The organism is Janthinobacterium sp. CG_23.4 (genome assembly GCF_029892305.1).
Lineage (GTDB): Bacteria > Pseudomonadota > Gammaproteobacteria > Burkholderiales > Burkholderiaceae_D > Janthinobacterium > Janthinobacterium lividum_D.
This window is the reverse complement of the sequence record NZ_JARXUX010000001.1, coordinates 4,055,346-4,067,852: the sequence shown is the minus strand read 5'-3', so window position 1 is coordinate 4,067,852 and position 12,507 is coordinate 4,055,346. Positions and strand designations below refer to the sequence as shown.

13 protein-coding genes are annotated in these 12,507 nt (G+C 63.0%); 4 read left to right on the top strand and 9 right to left on the bottom strand.

Annotated features, from left to right (window positions below; all coding sequences use genetic code 11):
• From H4V96_RS18265 to H4V96_RS18240, 6 genes are all read right to left on the bottom strand, one after another.
• A complete protein-coding gene (locus tag H4V96_RS18265; RefSeq protein ID WP_196855010.1) occupies window positions 1-1,245 on the bottom strand; it encodes an ABC transporter substrate-binding protein in 1,245 nt (414 codons plus the stop codon).
• Between the two features lie 45 nt (window positions 1,246-1,290).
• Window positions 1,291-2,085 (bottom strand): ABC transporter ATP-binding protein, encoded by a 795-nt coding sequence (locus H4V96_RS18260; protein WP_196855011.1) that lies wholly within the window; start codon window positions 2,083-2,085, stop codon window positions 1,291-1,293.
• Complete coding sequence (locus tag H4V96_RS18255) at window positions 2,082-3,161, bottom strand: acyl-CoA dehydrogenase family protein (protein WP_196855012.1); 1,080 nt, start codon at window positions 3,159-3,161, stop codon at window positions 2,082-2,084. The genes H4V96_RS18260 and H4V96_RS18255 overlap by 4 nt, the downstream gene beginning before the upstream one ends.
• 1 nt (window position 3,162) lies before the next feature.
• Complete coding sequence (locus H4V96_RS18250; protein WP_070346235.1) at window positions 3,163-3,717, bottom strand: carboxymuconolactone decarboxylase family protein; 555 nt, start codon at window positions 3,715-3,717, stop codon at window positions 3,163-3,165.
• A 163-nt stretch (window positions 3,718-3,880) separates the two neighbouring features.
• Window positions 3,881-4,810 carry an AraC family transcriptional regulator gene (locus H4V96_RS18245; protein ID WP_196855013.1) on the bottom strand — a complete coding sequence of 310 codons (930 nt, stop codon included), beginning with the start codon at window positions 4,808-4,810 and terminating at the stop codon, window positions 3,881-3,883.
• A gap of 103 nt (window positions 4,811-4,913) precedes the next feature.
• On the bottom strand, window positions 4,914-5,753 hold the full coding sequence (locus tag H4V96_RS18240) for a symmetrical bis(5'-nucleosyl)-tetraphosphatase (RefSeq protein WP_196855014.1): 840 nt from the start codon (window positions 5,751-5,753) through the stop codon (window positions 4,914-4,916).
• Window positions 5,754-5,954: 201 nt separating this feature from the next.
• Between H4V96_RS18240 and H4V96_RS18235 the strand changes: the two genes are divergently transcribed.
• From H4V96_RS18235 to waaA, 4 genes are all read left to right on the top strand, one after another.
• Window positions 5,955-6,263 carry an H-NS histone family protein gene (locus H4V96_RS18235; protein WP_010401278.1) on the top strand — a complete coding sequence of 103 codons (309 nt, stop codon included), beginning with the start codon at window positions 5,955-5,957 and terminating at the stop codon, window positions 6,261-6,263.
• A 92-nt stretch (window positions 6,264-6,355) separates the two neighbouring features.
• The gene (locus H4V96_RS18230; protein WP_196855015.1) at window positions 6,356-7,738 is read left to right on the top strand and encodes a phosphomannomutase/phosphoglucomutase; all 1,383 of its coding nucleotides are present in this window, start codon (window positions 6,356-6,358) and stop codon (window positions 7,736-7,738) included.
• A 4-nt stretch (window positions 7,739-7,742) separates the two neighbouring features.
• Window positions 7,743-8,765 (top strand): lipopolysaccharide heptosyltransferase I, encoded by a 1,023-nt coding sequence (gene waaC / locus H4V96_RS18225; protein ID WP_010401275.1) that lies wholly within the window; start codon window positions 7,743-7,745, stop codon window positions 8,763-8,765.
• 18 nt (window positions 8,766-8,783) lie between these two features.
• Window positions 8,784-10,058 (top strand): lipid IV(A) 3-deoxy-D-manno-octulosonic acid transferase, encoded by a 1,275-nt coding sequence (gene waaA / locus H4V96_RS18220; RefSeq protein ID WP_196855016.1) that lies wholly within the window; start codon window positions 8,784-8,786, stop codon window positions 10,056-10,058.
• Between the two features lie 125 nt (window positions 10,059-10,183).
• Here waaA and H4V96_RS18215 read toward each other — a convergent pair whose 3' ends face one another.
• The 3 genes from H4V96_RS18215 to gmhB are packed head-to-tail and all read right to left on the bottom strand — an operon-like array spanning window position 10,184 to window position 12,499.
• The gene (locus tag H4V96_RS18215) at window positions 10,184-11,125 is read right to left on the bottom strand and encodes a SprT family zinc-dependent metalloprotease (RefSeq protein WP_070346241.1); all 942 of its coding nucleotides are present in this window, start codon (window positions 11,123-11,125) and stop codon (window positions 10,184-10,186) included.
• A gap of 44 nt (window positions 11,126-11,169) precedes the next feature.
• Window positions 11,170-11,910 carry a lysophospholipid acyltransferase family protein gene (locus tag H4V96_RS18210; protein WP_010401272.1) on the bottom strand — a complete coding sequence of 247 codons (741 nt, stop codon included), beginning with the start codon at window positions 11,908-11,910 and terminating at the stop codon, window positions 11,170-11,172.
• 16 nt (window positions 11,911-11,926) lie between these two features.
• A complete protein-coding gene (gene gmhB / locus H4V96_RS18205; RefSeq protein WP_128089241.1) occupies window positions 11,927-12,499 on the bottom strand; it encodes a D-glycero-beta-D-manno-heptose 1,7-bisphosphate 7-phosphatase in 573 nt (190 codons plus the stop codon).
• Window positions 12,500-12,507: the final 8 nt, after the last annotated feature.

Genomic DNA, 12,507 nt, shown 5'->3' with positions numbered 1-12,507 from the left:
TCAGACCGCCACCGTTTCGCTGCGCAGCAGGTTGGCCGGCAAGCCGAAGGCAGCCGGGCCGCCCACGGCGGTAATGGCCTTGCGCACGAAACGGTCATCGACCAAGTCGCGCGCGGCGAACTTCGGATCGAGGTTGGCCAGGAAGCGCGTATCGCCCTCGACCTTGGTGCGGCCGATGGCGCGCACCAGTTCTTCCGTGTACGAGGCGAATGGATACGGCTGGAAGTCGATGCGCCGCTGCTGCCAGTTCTTGTGCACGATCAGGCCCTGTTTTTCGTAGCTGGCGTAATCGGTGGTGGCCAGCACCTTGGTCAGTACCTGCAGCGGATGCGGCGTGTAGCGGTGTTCGCCCACGTTCGACAGCAGCTTGGCCGTGTCGACCTGGTTTGAGCGTGTCCACAGCTGCGCCTTGACGATGGCGTTGGTTACCTTCTGCGCCCATTCGGGACGCGTATTGATGTCGCGCTCCGACAGGAATGTGACGCAGCACGCATGGTTTTTCCACACATCGCCCGAAAAGCGCAGGATCTTGCCGATGCCGGCGTTTTCCGCTGCCGCATTGAATGGCTCGGCCACGATGTAGCCGGCGATGGACTTGCTGGCCAGGGCGGAGACCATTTCGGCCGGCGCCAGCACGATCAGGTTGACTTCATTCGATTTGATCGCTACGTTGCGCGCGCGCGTGACCGGGGTCAGGCCATGCGCGGACAGGATTTGCTGCAGCAAGATGTTGTGGATCGAGTACCAGAACGGAATGGCGACGGTGCGTCCGCCCAGTTCGGACACTTGGTTGATCTCGTTGGCCACCGTCAGCGCGGAGCCGTTGACGTGGTTCCACGCGACGACCTTGGCCGGGAACTTGGCGCCATAGCGTACCCACAGGGTGGCGGGCGACAGCAAATGGATGACGTTGACCTGGCCAGCGACGAAGGCTTCGATGATTTGCGCCCAGCTGCGGAACAGGCGCGGTGTTTCCGCCTGCAAGCCTTCTGCCTCGAACATTTTTCGGGCGTGGGCGACAAGCAGCGGGGTGGCGTCGGTGATCGGCAGGTAGCCGATTTTCACGGGCTGGTCGTCGCCTTTCGGACCTTGCTGGGCCATGGCGTCGCCGGCGAACAGCAGGGGCGAAGCGATGCTGGCCGTGGCCAGGGCCGACATGCGCAGGAAGTCGCGCCGCGTCAGGCCGCAATCGCAATCGGAGGAAGCGCAGATGTGCAGTGGTTTGTTATCGTCGGGGAGGGACATGATGGGTTCCAATAAGGTGCTAGGGTACTAAGGGGCCGGGGTGCATCAATGGGCAGCGTGGGCCTGATCTTGCAGTTGCAGTGCCTGCAGCGCGGCGAGGATATCCATTTTCAGGGCGATCACTTCGGCGCTGTGGCCGATGCGCGGCTGGGCGATGGCGACCGGCCATTCGCGCACGATGTTGCCGGGCTTGCCGCCCATCAGCAAGATGCGGTCGGCCACCAGGATCGCTTCATCGATATCGTGCGTGACCAGCAGCACGGCCGTATGCCAGCGGTGCACCACGTCGACCAGCAGCGACTGCATTTCGGCGCGGGTGATGGCGTCGAGCGCGGAAAACGGCTCATCGGCGAACAGCAGTTCCGGTTCGCGCGCCAGTGCGCGGGCCAGCGCCACGCGCTGTGCCATGCCGCCCGAGAGCGCGGACGGATACAGCTTTTCGCGGCCCTTCAGGCCCACCGCCTCGATGGCTTGCGCCACGCGCGCCTGGTGCGCTGCGCGCGTCAGTTGCGGCTGGTGCTTGAAGTCCAGGCCAAAGGCGGCGTTAGCCGTGACATTTAGCCACGGCAAGAGGCTCGCCTGCTGGAACACCAGGGCACTGCGCGGGTCTGGTTCGTGCATGGGTGCGTCGAGGAATTGAATGGCGCCCGTCGATGGCGGCTGCAAGCCGGCCAGCACGCGCAGCAGGCTCGATTTGCCGCAGCCGCTGCCGCCCAGCAGACAGACGATTTCACGCTTGCGCACGCCCAGGGAGACATGCTGGAACACGGGTGCCGTGCCGGGATAGGCGTAACTGAGCTCTTGCGCCTGCAGCGCCCAGTCTTGCGCCGTTGCCGTCATGCGGATGCTCCCGCTGCGGCCTGCTGGCTGTCGAATTGCTGCAAGGCCGCTTGCAATTGCGTCAGGCTGGGGGTGACGATGGGGATGAATGACGACTCGCGCCAGCGGCGCGCAAAGCCCTGTTGTTGCGCGTTCAGGTAAGCGCGCCCGCCCATCGCCTGCAGTTCCAGCATCAAGGCTTGCTGCAGCAATTCAGCGAGCTGTATGCGCAGGCGGAACATGGCTGGCGCCTGCGTCTTGAAGCGGCCATCGTGCACGCCGGCCAGCAGGGTAGCGACAGTCGCCTCCAGCGTCGCTTGCAGCGTTTCGATGCGCGGCGTGAGCGCGTTGCGCGAGCCGGCCGAGATCTGCGCCGCCTGCGCCAGGCTGGCACGCGCCAGGCCGATCGACAGGCCGCACTGCATGCCGAGGAACGATGGGCGCACTTGCGGCAGCCAGGCCGGCGCATTGTCGCTGATGATATCAGCGGCGGGGATGTGCACCTGCGTCAGCTTGACCGAGGCGGTATTGCTGCCACGCAGGGCGACCAAGTCCAGGTCGTCGCTGCGCTGGACGCCTGGCGTGCTGCTGTCAAAGGCGACGATGGCCGGTGGTGCGCCGTCGTTGGGTGCCACGGCGGCCGCCGCGACAAAGCCCGCCTTGCGCAAATTCGTCACCCAGGCCAGGCTGCCGTCGACCAGCAAGCCGTCATTGTGGCGCACGCCGGTGATTTGCAGCTGCTCGATGCCGGACAAGAATTTCATGGCGTTCGACAGGCCGCTGGCACCAGCCTGCTTGCCCGCCAGCAGGCTGGGCAAGCGCCGCTCGGCCAGCGCGCAGTTCTGGCTTTGCAGCAGGAATTCGATGAAGCAGCGCTGGCCCCAGAAAACAAAAGCCGCCGTTACCGATTGCGCGGCCACGCTGGCGATGGCATTGATGGCGTCGCGCACGTCGCCGCCCGCGCCACCGTATGCCTGCGGCACACCGATGGTCAGTAACTGCTCGCCGGCCAGTGCCGGCAGGACGTTTTCAGCCAGTGTCGATGATTGGTCAAGCTGGTCGGCATGCGTGTGCAGCCATTCAGTGAGCTTGCCCATGTCAGACGGCGCCAGGCAGGTAGGGCGTCAATTGCGGATTGACCGGCGTGCCGGCCAGGCTGTTGGAAAAATTGCACAGCGTGGCCAGGCTGATGCCCAGCACGACTTCCAGCGCCTGCTGTTCGTTATAGCCGGCTGCCAGGAAGGCTTGATACTCGCTGTCGGCGACGGCGCCGCGCGTGGCGATGACGGCGCTGGCGAAGGCGGCAACGGCGTCGAGCTTGGCGTCGCCGGTCGGCTGGCCATGCTGCAGCGCGCGCACGATGTCGGGCGTCTGGCCGGCCTTTTTCAGCGAAATGGCGCTATGGCCGGCGATGCAAAAATCGCAGCCATGGATGCGCGCGGCGGTGATTTGCACCACTTCGCGTTCCATCAGGTTAAGGCTGGTGCGCGCATTGATGCCCGCGACAGTCAGATAGGTTTCCAGTGCCACTGGCGCATTGGCCAGTACGCCAATCAGGTTGGGCAGGTAGCCGTTGTTGGCGATGGCCTTCTCCACGAAGGGGCGGCTATCGGCCGGGGCGGTATCGAGAGTGTGCAGCGTCAGACGGGACATGGGGGACATTGCTAAGTTGATAATTCACCTCGCCATTATATCGGCCATGCCGTGCACGCAACAGACGTCAGCGTCGTCCTTTTGTGCTCGTTCGTCTTTGATTGCCTCACCGTTGATGTCAGGATGAATTTCAGCTGAACCTTAGCTGAACCTTAGCTGAACCTCAGCTGGCCAGTTGGCGCTGGCGCTGGTCGCGGCGATAGGCGCCCGGTTGTTCGCCCGTGACCCGTTTGAAGGCACGCGTAAAGGCGGCGTGCGAGCGATAGCCGACCAGTTCGGCCGTGCGTTCGACGGAGATGCCATCGTGCAGGCGCCGCGCGGCGATCTTCATGCGCAGCAGGAGCAGGAACTGGGCCGGCGAGTGGCCGCTGGCGCTGGCGAAATGTTTGCAGAAGCTGGCGCGCGACATGCAGGCGGCCTTGGCCATGTTCTCGATCGACCAGTCATCGGCAGGGGCGTCGAGCATGCGTTCGAGCAGCGGCGAAAACGCAGGCTGGTGTAGCAGCGACAGCAGGCCGGCCGCCATCTGCTCACCTTGTGCCACATGGCGTATCAGATAAAAAAATAGCAGTTCGACCAGGCTTGCGATGAGCGGCGACGGTTGTTCCGGGTCGCCGCCAGCCTCTGCCAGGATCAGGTCGAACAGCGCGGCGGCAGCGGCGAAGGCGGGCGCGTCGCCGCGTATCAGCAGATACGGTGGAAAGGAGTCGACGATCAGCGCGGAAAGAGCGCCGCGAAATTGGAAGAAGCCGCAGGCCAGCGCCGTCGCCGGCTGGTCGGTGACGGCCTGCAGCGGCAGCATAGCGTGCGCGTTCAGCGCGTTCAGCGCCTGCAACGGATCGCTGTGAGGGCTGAGGAAGTGCGGCAAGTCGCGTAGCAGGAAGACGCCATCACGAGGGCCGAGCGCAATCGGCGCAGCGCCATCGAGATGCAAATAGCAGTGGCCATCGAGCACCAGGTGAAAGCTGCCCAGTTCCCGGCCCGCCGTGGAAGCGCGCCAGCGGCCGCAGTACTGGCCCACATGCAGCACGGCGGTGTCGAGATCGAGGCTGCCGAGCAGCCAGCGCGCCAGTCTGTCGGTATCAGGATGCATGGGATGGCACGGGCAAAAGCTGCATCATAAAAGTTGCATCATACGGGCCACGCGCGGCAAGGCCAACGACCGATTCCGATTAAGCATATGCGCGCAATACAGCTTACTGCTTGCCACTGTGCTGCCGGAAGGCGGGGCAGTCGACTTGCAGCAGCGAGCGGTCTTCCAGGCACACGGCGGACAGTTTCCCACCCCAGACGCAGCCGCTATCGAGGCCGATCAGGTGCGCCCGCAATTGCAGTCCCAGCGCCGACCAGTGGCCGAAGACGACGGTGTCGCCGGCGCTTTGCCGGCCCGGCACGTCGAACCAGGGCAGCAGGCCAGAGCCCTCTGGCGCGCTGCCACTCTCTTTCATCTTGAAGTCCATCACGCCGTCTGGCGTGCAAAAGCGTAGCCGCGTCATGGCGTTGACGATGCAGCGCAGCCGGTCAGCGCCCTGCAGGTCGTCGCGCCAGGCAGCCGGTTCATTGCCGTACATGGTGCGCAGGAAGGCCACCCAGTCGTCGCTGCGCAGCATGGCCGATACTTCTTCACTCAGGCACAGGGCTTGGGCCGCGCTCCATTGCGGCAGCAAGCCCGCATGCACAAGCACATGGCCCTGCTGCTGCAAGGCGAGTGGACGTTGGCGCAGCCAGGCGAGCAATTGCTCGCGGTCGGGCGCGTCGAGGATCTCGGATAGCGTATCGGAGGCATGCTCGGGCCGGATGCCGTTGGCCACGGCCAGCAAGTGCAAGTCATGGTTGCCCAGGACGCTGTCGGCCAGACCCTGCTGCGCCAGTGCGTGCACGTGGCGCAAGGTAGCCAGCGAGTCCGGGCCGCGATTGATCAAGTCGCCCGCGAACAGGAGTCGGTATGGACCATCCGCCGCTGCCTCGATCCGTTCGATCAGTTCGACGGTTTGTGCATGGCAGCCTTGCAGATCGCCGATAAAGTAAGTTTTCATAGGTGCCGAGTTGAAGTGAGCGACGCGCCTGCATTATAAGCATGCTTGCACTATGGCGTGCTATGCATTCCCGGCAGAGTCCCGCTTGCGCGAACGATCGGTCGCAGGGGAAAGGCCGGGTGCGAGTTTTTCGTATTGGTATTTACTTTAGCCTAAACGTTTCACCGCTTTTTGTTGAACTGAACGTCAAGGATATACGCGATGGATCTGTCGACCATGACGATGCTGGCATTGCGCAAGCTGGAAGATAATGTGAAGCAGGAATTGATCAGCCGCGAGCGTGAAGATTTGAACAAGGCGCGCGTACAGATTATGGCTATCGCGCAGCAAGCGGGCATTGCGCTGAAACAGCTGATGCTCGACGGTTTGCAACCGCGCATGGGCAAAGTCGCGGTACGTTACCGCAATGCTGACAATGCGACTGAACAATGGACAGGCCGTGGCCGCCAGCCGCGGTGGGTCAAAAAGTGGGTGGAATCGGACAAGTCCATCGATCTGCTGCGCGTATAATTCGGTATACTCTTGGCACAGTGGCAAGCTGCTAGTGATGCGCTTCCCTTGCCATGCCTCCCATCGATACCTTTACTCATAGCGTCCACACCATGCTTCCATTGTCTGAAACGATCTTCAAGGCCTACGATATTCGCGGCATCATCGCTAAAACTCTTGATGCCAGCGTGGCCTACAAGATTGGTCAGGCATTTGGCCAGGCCGCCCTGGCCAAGGGCGAGCAGCGGGTCGTGATCGGTCGTGATGGTCGCCTGTCGGGGCCTGAACTGACGGCGGCGCTGGCGCAGGGTTTGCAGGCTGCGGGCATCGACGTGATCGACTTGGGCGTGGTCGCCACGCCGATGGTCTACTTCGGCACGAACGTGCTCGACACGCGCTCCGGCATCATGGTCACGGGTAGCCACAATCCACCCGATTACAACGGTTTCAAGATGGTGCTGGCCGGCGAAGCGATCCACGGTGTAGCGATCCAGGCGCTGTATCACAGCATTGTCGCCCACGACGGTAGCGCCAGTGAAACGCCGGGCAGCTATGCCACGCACGATATCGGCGCCGCCTACCTCGAGCGCATCCTGGGTGACGTCAAGCTGGCGCGCCCGATCAAGATCGCTGTCGATTGCGGCAATGGCGTGGCCGGCGCATTTGCGGGCGACTTGTTCCGTGGCATGGGCTGCGAGGTCATCGAATTGTTTTGCGACGTCGATGGCAATTTCCCGAACCACCATCCGGATCCCGCGCATCCGGAAAATCTGCAAGACCTGATCCGCTGCCTGGCCGAGACAGATGCGGAAATTGGCATCGCCTTCGATGGCGATGGCGATCGCCTGGGCGTGGTCACCAAGGATGGCCAGATCATTTACCCTGACCGCCAGATGATGCTGTTTGCCGCCGACGTGCTGACCCGCCATCCGGGCGCGCAGATATTGTATGACGTCAAATGCACGCGCCACCTGGCACCATGGATCAGCAAGCATGGCGGCGTGCCGCTGATGTACAAGACGGGGCATTCGCTGGTGAAGGCCAAGCTGCGCGAGACGGGGGCGCCACTGGGCGGCGAAATGAGCGGCCATATCTTCTTCAAGGACCGCTGGTACGGTTTCGACGACGGCCTGTATTCGGCTGCGCGCCTGCTGGAAATTCTCACGCGCGAAGCGCATCCTTCGGCCCTGCTCAATTCCCTGCCGCAGTCCGACAGCACGCCGGAACTGCACCTGGAATTGCAGGAAGGCGAGAACGTCGCGCTGATGGACATGCTGCGCCGCGACGCAGTCTTCCCTGGCAATGAACAGATTATCACCATCGACGGCTTGCGCGTGGAGTATGCGGACGGCTTTGGCCTGGCCCGTTCATCGAACACCACGCCGGTGATCGTGATGCGCTTCGAAGCGGAAACGCCGGAAGCCTTGGCGCGCATCCAGGGACAGTTCAAGAGCGTGATCCTGGCCGCCAAGCCTGACGCTATTTTGCCGTTCTGACAGCATGGCCGGTCAATCTGGCGCACAGGCGCCCTTGAAAATTCTGCTGGTGCGGGTATCTTCGCTGGGCGACGTGCTGCATAACTTGCCGATGGTGGCAGACATCGCGCGTCAGTATCCGGATGCAAGTATCGACTGGGTGGTCGAGGAAGGCTACACCAGTCTGGTGCGCCTGAACCCGCGCGTGAATACCATTTTTCCGTTCGCGCTGCGGCGCTGGCGCAAGAGCCTGGGCAAGAAGGAGACGCGCGCGGAAATCGCCGCTTTTTTCCGTAGCCTGCGCCAGACGCGCTACGATTATGTGTTCGATACCCAGGGCTTGCTCAAGACGGGCATCATCATGGGCGCTGCACGCCTGGCGCCTGGCGGGCACAAGGTCGGCCTGGCGAACGGCAGCGAAGGTTCAGGTTACGAAGGCATTTCGCGCCTGTTCCATACGAAAAGCATTGCGCTGGACCCGCGTACGCATGCGGTAACGCGCGGCCGCCTGGTGGCCGCCGCCGCACTCGGCTACTCGGCCGACACGCCTGCCGATTTTGGCTTGCCGAAAGTGTCGGGCAGAGAGCCACGTCCGGATTGGATGGGCGCTGCGCCGTATGCCGTATATTTTCACGGCACTGCGCGCGACGCCAAGAAATGGGCGCCGGAAAACTGGATCGCCCTCGGCCAGGCGCTGGCGCCGATGCCAATTTTGCTGCCCTGGGGTTCGCCCAAGGAAAAAGCGGAAGCAGAAGTGCTGGCGGCCGGCCTGCCGAATGCGCGCGTGCTGCCCAAGCTGTCGATGGGCGAGGCAACCCTGCTGGCGCGCCAGGCGGCGCTGGTGATCGGCGTCGATACGGGGCTCACGCATATCGCCGCCGCCTTTGTGCGTCCGACGGTGGAAATCTACGCCGATTCACCGCGCTGGAAAACAGAAGGTAACTGGTCGCCGAACATCATCAACCTGGGCGACACGGGGGCGCCACCGGGCGTGCCGCAAGTGCTGGCCGCAGTGCAGCACCTGCTGGCCGAGCATCCACCTGCCTGACTTTAATATTGAACAATCATGCGACATTTTTATACCCTCGCCTGGTGGCTGGCATTGCCCCTGGTGCTGGCGCGGCTGTGGCTGCGCGGACGCCGGGAACCCGGCTACCGCCAGCACTGGGGCGAGCGCCTTGGTTTATATGGCCGCCTGCCCAAATGCCGGATGCCGACGCTCTGGCTGCACGCCGTCTCCGTCGGCGAGACGCGCGCGGCCGAACCGTTGATCGATGCCTTGCTGGCCGCATGGCCTGATTGCCGTATCGTCCTCACGCACATGACGCCCACCGGGCGTGCCACGGGAAAGTCCCTGTTTGCAAAACACGGCGTGCGCCTGGTGCAAAGCTATCTGCCGTACGACACCGGTGCCATGCCGGCCAGTTTCATCCGCCATTTCGCGCCGCGCATCTGCATCCTGATGGAGACGGAAGTGTGGCCTAACCTGATCCACCAATGTAATCGCTACAAGGTGCCGGTGGTGCTGGCCAATGCGCGATTGTCGCAGCGCTCGCTGGGCAAGGCGCAGCGCCTGGGTAAGCTCATCACCGATGCGGCGCGCGGCATCACCTTGGTGGCGGCGCAGACGCACGATGATGCCGAGCGCGTGCGCGTGCTGGGCGTGCAGAACGTGGTCGTGACGGGCAGCATCAAGTTCGATGTCGTCGTGCCCGCGGCGGCGCTGGCGACGGGGGCGGCGCTGCGCGCCGCCATCGGTGCGCGTCCCGTGCTGCTGTGCGCCAGCACGCGCGAAGGCGAAGAGCCATTGATTCTCGATGCCTTTGCCCGCGCTAGCCTGCCCGCCAACGTGCTGTTGCTGATCGTGCCGCGCCATCCGCAGCGCTTCGACGAGGTGGAAAAGCTGGTGCTGACGCACGGCTTGGCCGTGCAGCGCAGGTCCGGCCTGGCGCAGGACGATTTTGTGGCGGCGGACACGCAGGTGCTGCTGGGCGACTCGATGGGCGAGATGTTTGCGTACTACGCGGCCTGCGATTGCGCCTTTGTCGGCGGCAGCTTGCTGCCACTGGGCGGGCAAAACCTGATCGAGCCGGCGGCCCTGGGCAAGCCCGTGCTGATCGGCCCGCACACCTTCAACTTTGCGCTGGTCACCGAACAGGCGATTGCCGCCGGCGCCGCCGCGCGAGTGGTCGATGCGGACGCGCTGATGGCGCAAGCGTCAGTCCTGCTGCAAAACCCCGCGCAGCTGGCATCGATGGGACAAAAGGCGCTGGCGTTTGCCAGCCAGCACCGTGGCGCTACGCCGCGGACCATCGCGGCTATTCAACCGTTGCTGCGGTGACGGCAGTGCGGCCAACAATGTTGTCGGATTACGCGCGTAGCGCTAATCCGACCTACCTCCGTCATGGCAGTTGTAGGTCGGATTAGCGCGCTAGCGCGTAATCCGACAGCCGCCAACAATATTGTCTACGCGAACAACACCGGCAATTCCTGCGAGCGCTTTCTCAGCGCCTGCTTGGCGCCGTCGTAATCGGGATAAATCGATTCCACGGTGGCCCAGAAGCGCGGGCTGTGGTTCATTTCTAGCAGGTGCGACAGTTCATGCGCCACCACGTAGTCGATCAGCGGCAGGGCGAAGTGGATCAGGCGCCAGTTCAGGCGGATCTTGCGCTCGATGGTGCAGCTGCCCCAGCGCGTACCGGCCGAGGATAGCGATAATGAATCGTAGCGCACACCGAGCTTGTCCGCATACAGGTCCAGCCGCGCTTCGAACAACTGGCGCGCTTCATGCTGGAACCAGCCCTTCACTTTTTCCTTCAACTGTTGTTCGCTGCCCGTGGGCGTGACCCAGACGTGCAGCTCATTGGTCTCGCGCTGGAAGCTGGCGCGGTGGCGCGGTGCCTGGTGCAAGCGCAATGTGATCTCGCCACCGAGGTAGGGCAGTACGGCGCCATCGATCCATGCTACGGGTGGGCGTTGCTGGCGCTGCACCTTGCGCTCGCCCCTTTCCAGCAGCTTCGAGACGATCCAGCTTTGCTTGGCGCGGATGGCATTGTCGATCTCGGACAGGGTGACGCGCTTGGGCGCGGTGACGCGCAAGCCGTTATCGTCGATCATGAAGCCGATGGAACGGCGCGTGGAGCGGCGCAGGGCGAATTCGATCAGGTGGCTGCCCAGTTGCAACTGGCGCAGCACAGGGCCATCGACAGTGCGTGGCGGGGAAGGCAGATGAGGTGAGGAAGGAAGCGCGACAGGTGACACGGGCACTGCCGGCCACGTTCGATGCTGAAGCGGTGGCGCCACGGGCGGCGCTGGCGGTGCCGTGGGGCGCACCACCGGGGGCGTGCTGGTCGAGACGTCGTGCGCGAACAAATCCAGTTGCTGGTCGCCGACCTTGATGGTCTTCATCTGCTGGCGCAGGGTCGGCTCCTGGATGACCGCGCTGATGCCGTCTAGCCAGCGTTGTAGGCGTGAGGCGAAATGACGCGCATTTCTGATTCTATCCAATTTTCCACCTGTTGCATCATGCTGTCCGGGGTTTGCCCTTCCGGCGAAATCGGTTTGCCTATCGACACGGTGATCAATCCCGGACGTTTGAGAAATGACTGCTTGGGCCAGCATTCGCCTGAATTATGTGCAATCGGCACCACCACGGAGCCCGTGGCGATTGCCAGACGCGTGCCGCCGCTCTTGTACTTGCCGGCCTGGCCTACCGGAATGCGGGTGCCTTCGGGGAACATGATAATCCATTGGCCATCGGCCAGGCGACGTTTGCCATGCGCGACCACGCTCTTGAAGGCATGTTTGCCCTGCTTGCGGTCGATGGGAATCATGCGCAGCAGCGCCATGGCCCAGCCGAAGAAGGGGATGTACAGGATTTCCTTCTTGAATACATACACCAGCGGACGGGGCAGGCTGGGCAGCAAGAAGATGGTTTCCCAGGCCGACTGGTGCTTTGACAGCACGATGGCCGGTGCATCCGGGAAGTTCTCGGCGCCTTTGATTTCATAGCGGATGCCGCAGATGACCTTGGCGCACCAGAGGATAAACACGTTCCAGCGCGAGGTGACCCAATAGCGCTTGTTGTAGCTCAATGGTGCTGCAAAAAAGCACACGCAGGCCCAGACGATGGTGGCTACGATCATGATGCTCATGAATAGCAGGGATCGCAGGAACAGGGAAATATTACGCAATGCGGTTCTCCGAAAATTAGATACTGAATGCCATGGAGGGCGCTGGCGCCGCTGCTGCCTTGAGCAGGTGGCTGACCACAGCGGCCAGGTCGGGGAAGACCTGGGTGCCAGGTGGCAGGCCACCCGTTTCATTGGTTTTTTCGCCCTTGCCCGTCAAGACCAGGTAGGGCACGCAGCCGCTGATGAAACCGGCTTGCAGGTCGCGCAGCGAATCGCCAACCGTGGGCACGCCTTTCAGGCTGGTGTTGTAGCGCTTCGAGATTTCATGGAACATGCCCGGTTTCGGCTTGCGGCAGTCGCAATTGTCCGCGCCCGCGTGCGGGCAAAAGAAGATGGAGTCGATATCGGCGCCCACTTGCTGCGCCATGGTATGCATCTTCTGATGGATCGCGTTCAGCACCGTCATGTCGAAGTACTCGCGCGCGATGCCCGACTGGTTCGAGGCGACGATAACGCGATAGCCGGCCTGGTTCAGGCGGGCTATCGCTTCGAGCGAAGCGGGAATCGGCTGCCATTCGGCTGGCGACTTGATGAAGTCCGGCGAATCATGATTAATGACGCCGTCACGGTCGAGAATAATCAGTTTCAGCGCCGCAG

Bases quoted from the DNA above. Each gene is read 5' to 3' on its own strand.
- H4V96_RS18265 (WP_196855010.1), bottom strand. From the start codon at position 1,245: ATGTCCCTCCCCGACGATAACAAACCACTGCACATCTGCGCTTCCTCC.
- H4V96_RS18260 (WP_196855011.1), bottom strand. From the start codon at position 2,085: ATGACGGCAACGGCGCAAGACTGGGCGCTGCAGGCGCAAGAGCTCAGT.
- H4V96_RS18255 (WP_196855012.1), bottom strand. From the start codon at position 3,161: ATGGGCAAGCTCACTGAATGGCTGCACACGCATGCCGACCAGCTTGAC.
- H4V96_RS18250 (WP_070346235.1), bottom strand. From the start codon at position 3,717: ATGTCCCGTCTGACGCTGCACACTCTCGATACCGCCCCGGCCGATAGC.
- H4V96_RS18245 (WP_196855013.1), bottom strand. From the start codon at position 4,810: ATGCATCCTGATACCGACAGACTGGCGCGCTGGCTGCTCGGCAGCCTC.
- H4V96_RS18240 (WP_196855014.1), bottom strand. From the start codon at position 5,753: ATGAAAACTTACTTTATCGGCGATCTGCAAGGCTGCCATGCACAAACC.
- H4V96_RS18235 (WP_010401278.1), top strand. From the start codon at position 5,955: ATGGATCTGTCGACCATGACGATGCTGGCATTGCGCAAGCTGGAAGAT.
- H4V96_RS18230 (WP_196855015.1), top strand. From the start codon at position 6,356: ATGCTTCCATTGTCTGAAACGATCTTCAAGGCCTACGATATTCGCGGC.
- waaC (WP_010401275.1), top strand. From the start codon at position 7,743: ATGGCCGGTCAATCTGGCGCACAGGCGCCCTTGAAAATTCTGCTGGTG.
- waaA (WP_196855016.1), top strand. From the start codon at position 8,784: ATGCGACATTTTTATACCCTCGCCTGGTGGCTGGCATTGCCCCTGGTG.
- H4V96_RS18215 (WP_070346241.1), bottom strand. From the start codon at position 11,125: ATGAAGACCATCAAGGTCGGCGACCAGCAACTGGATTTGTTCGCGCAC.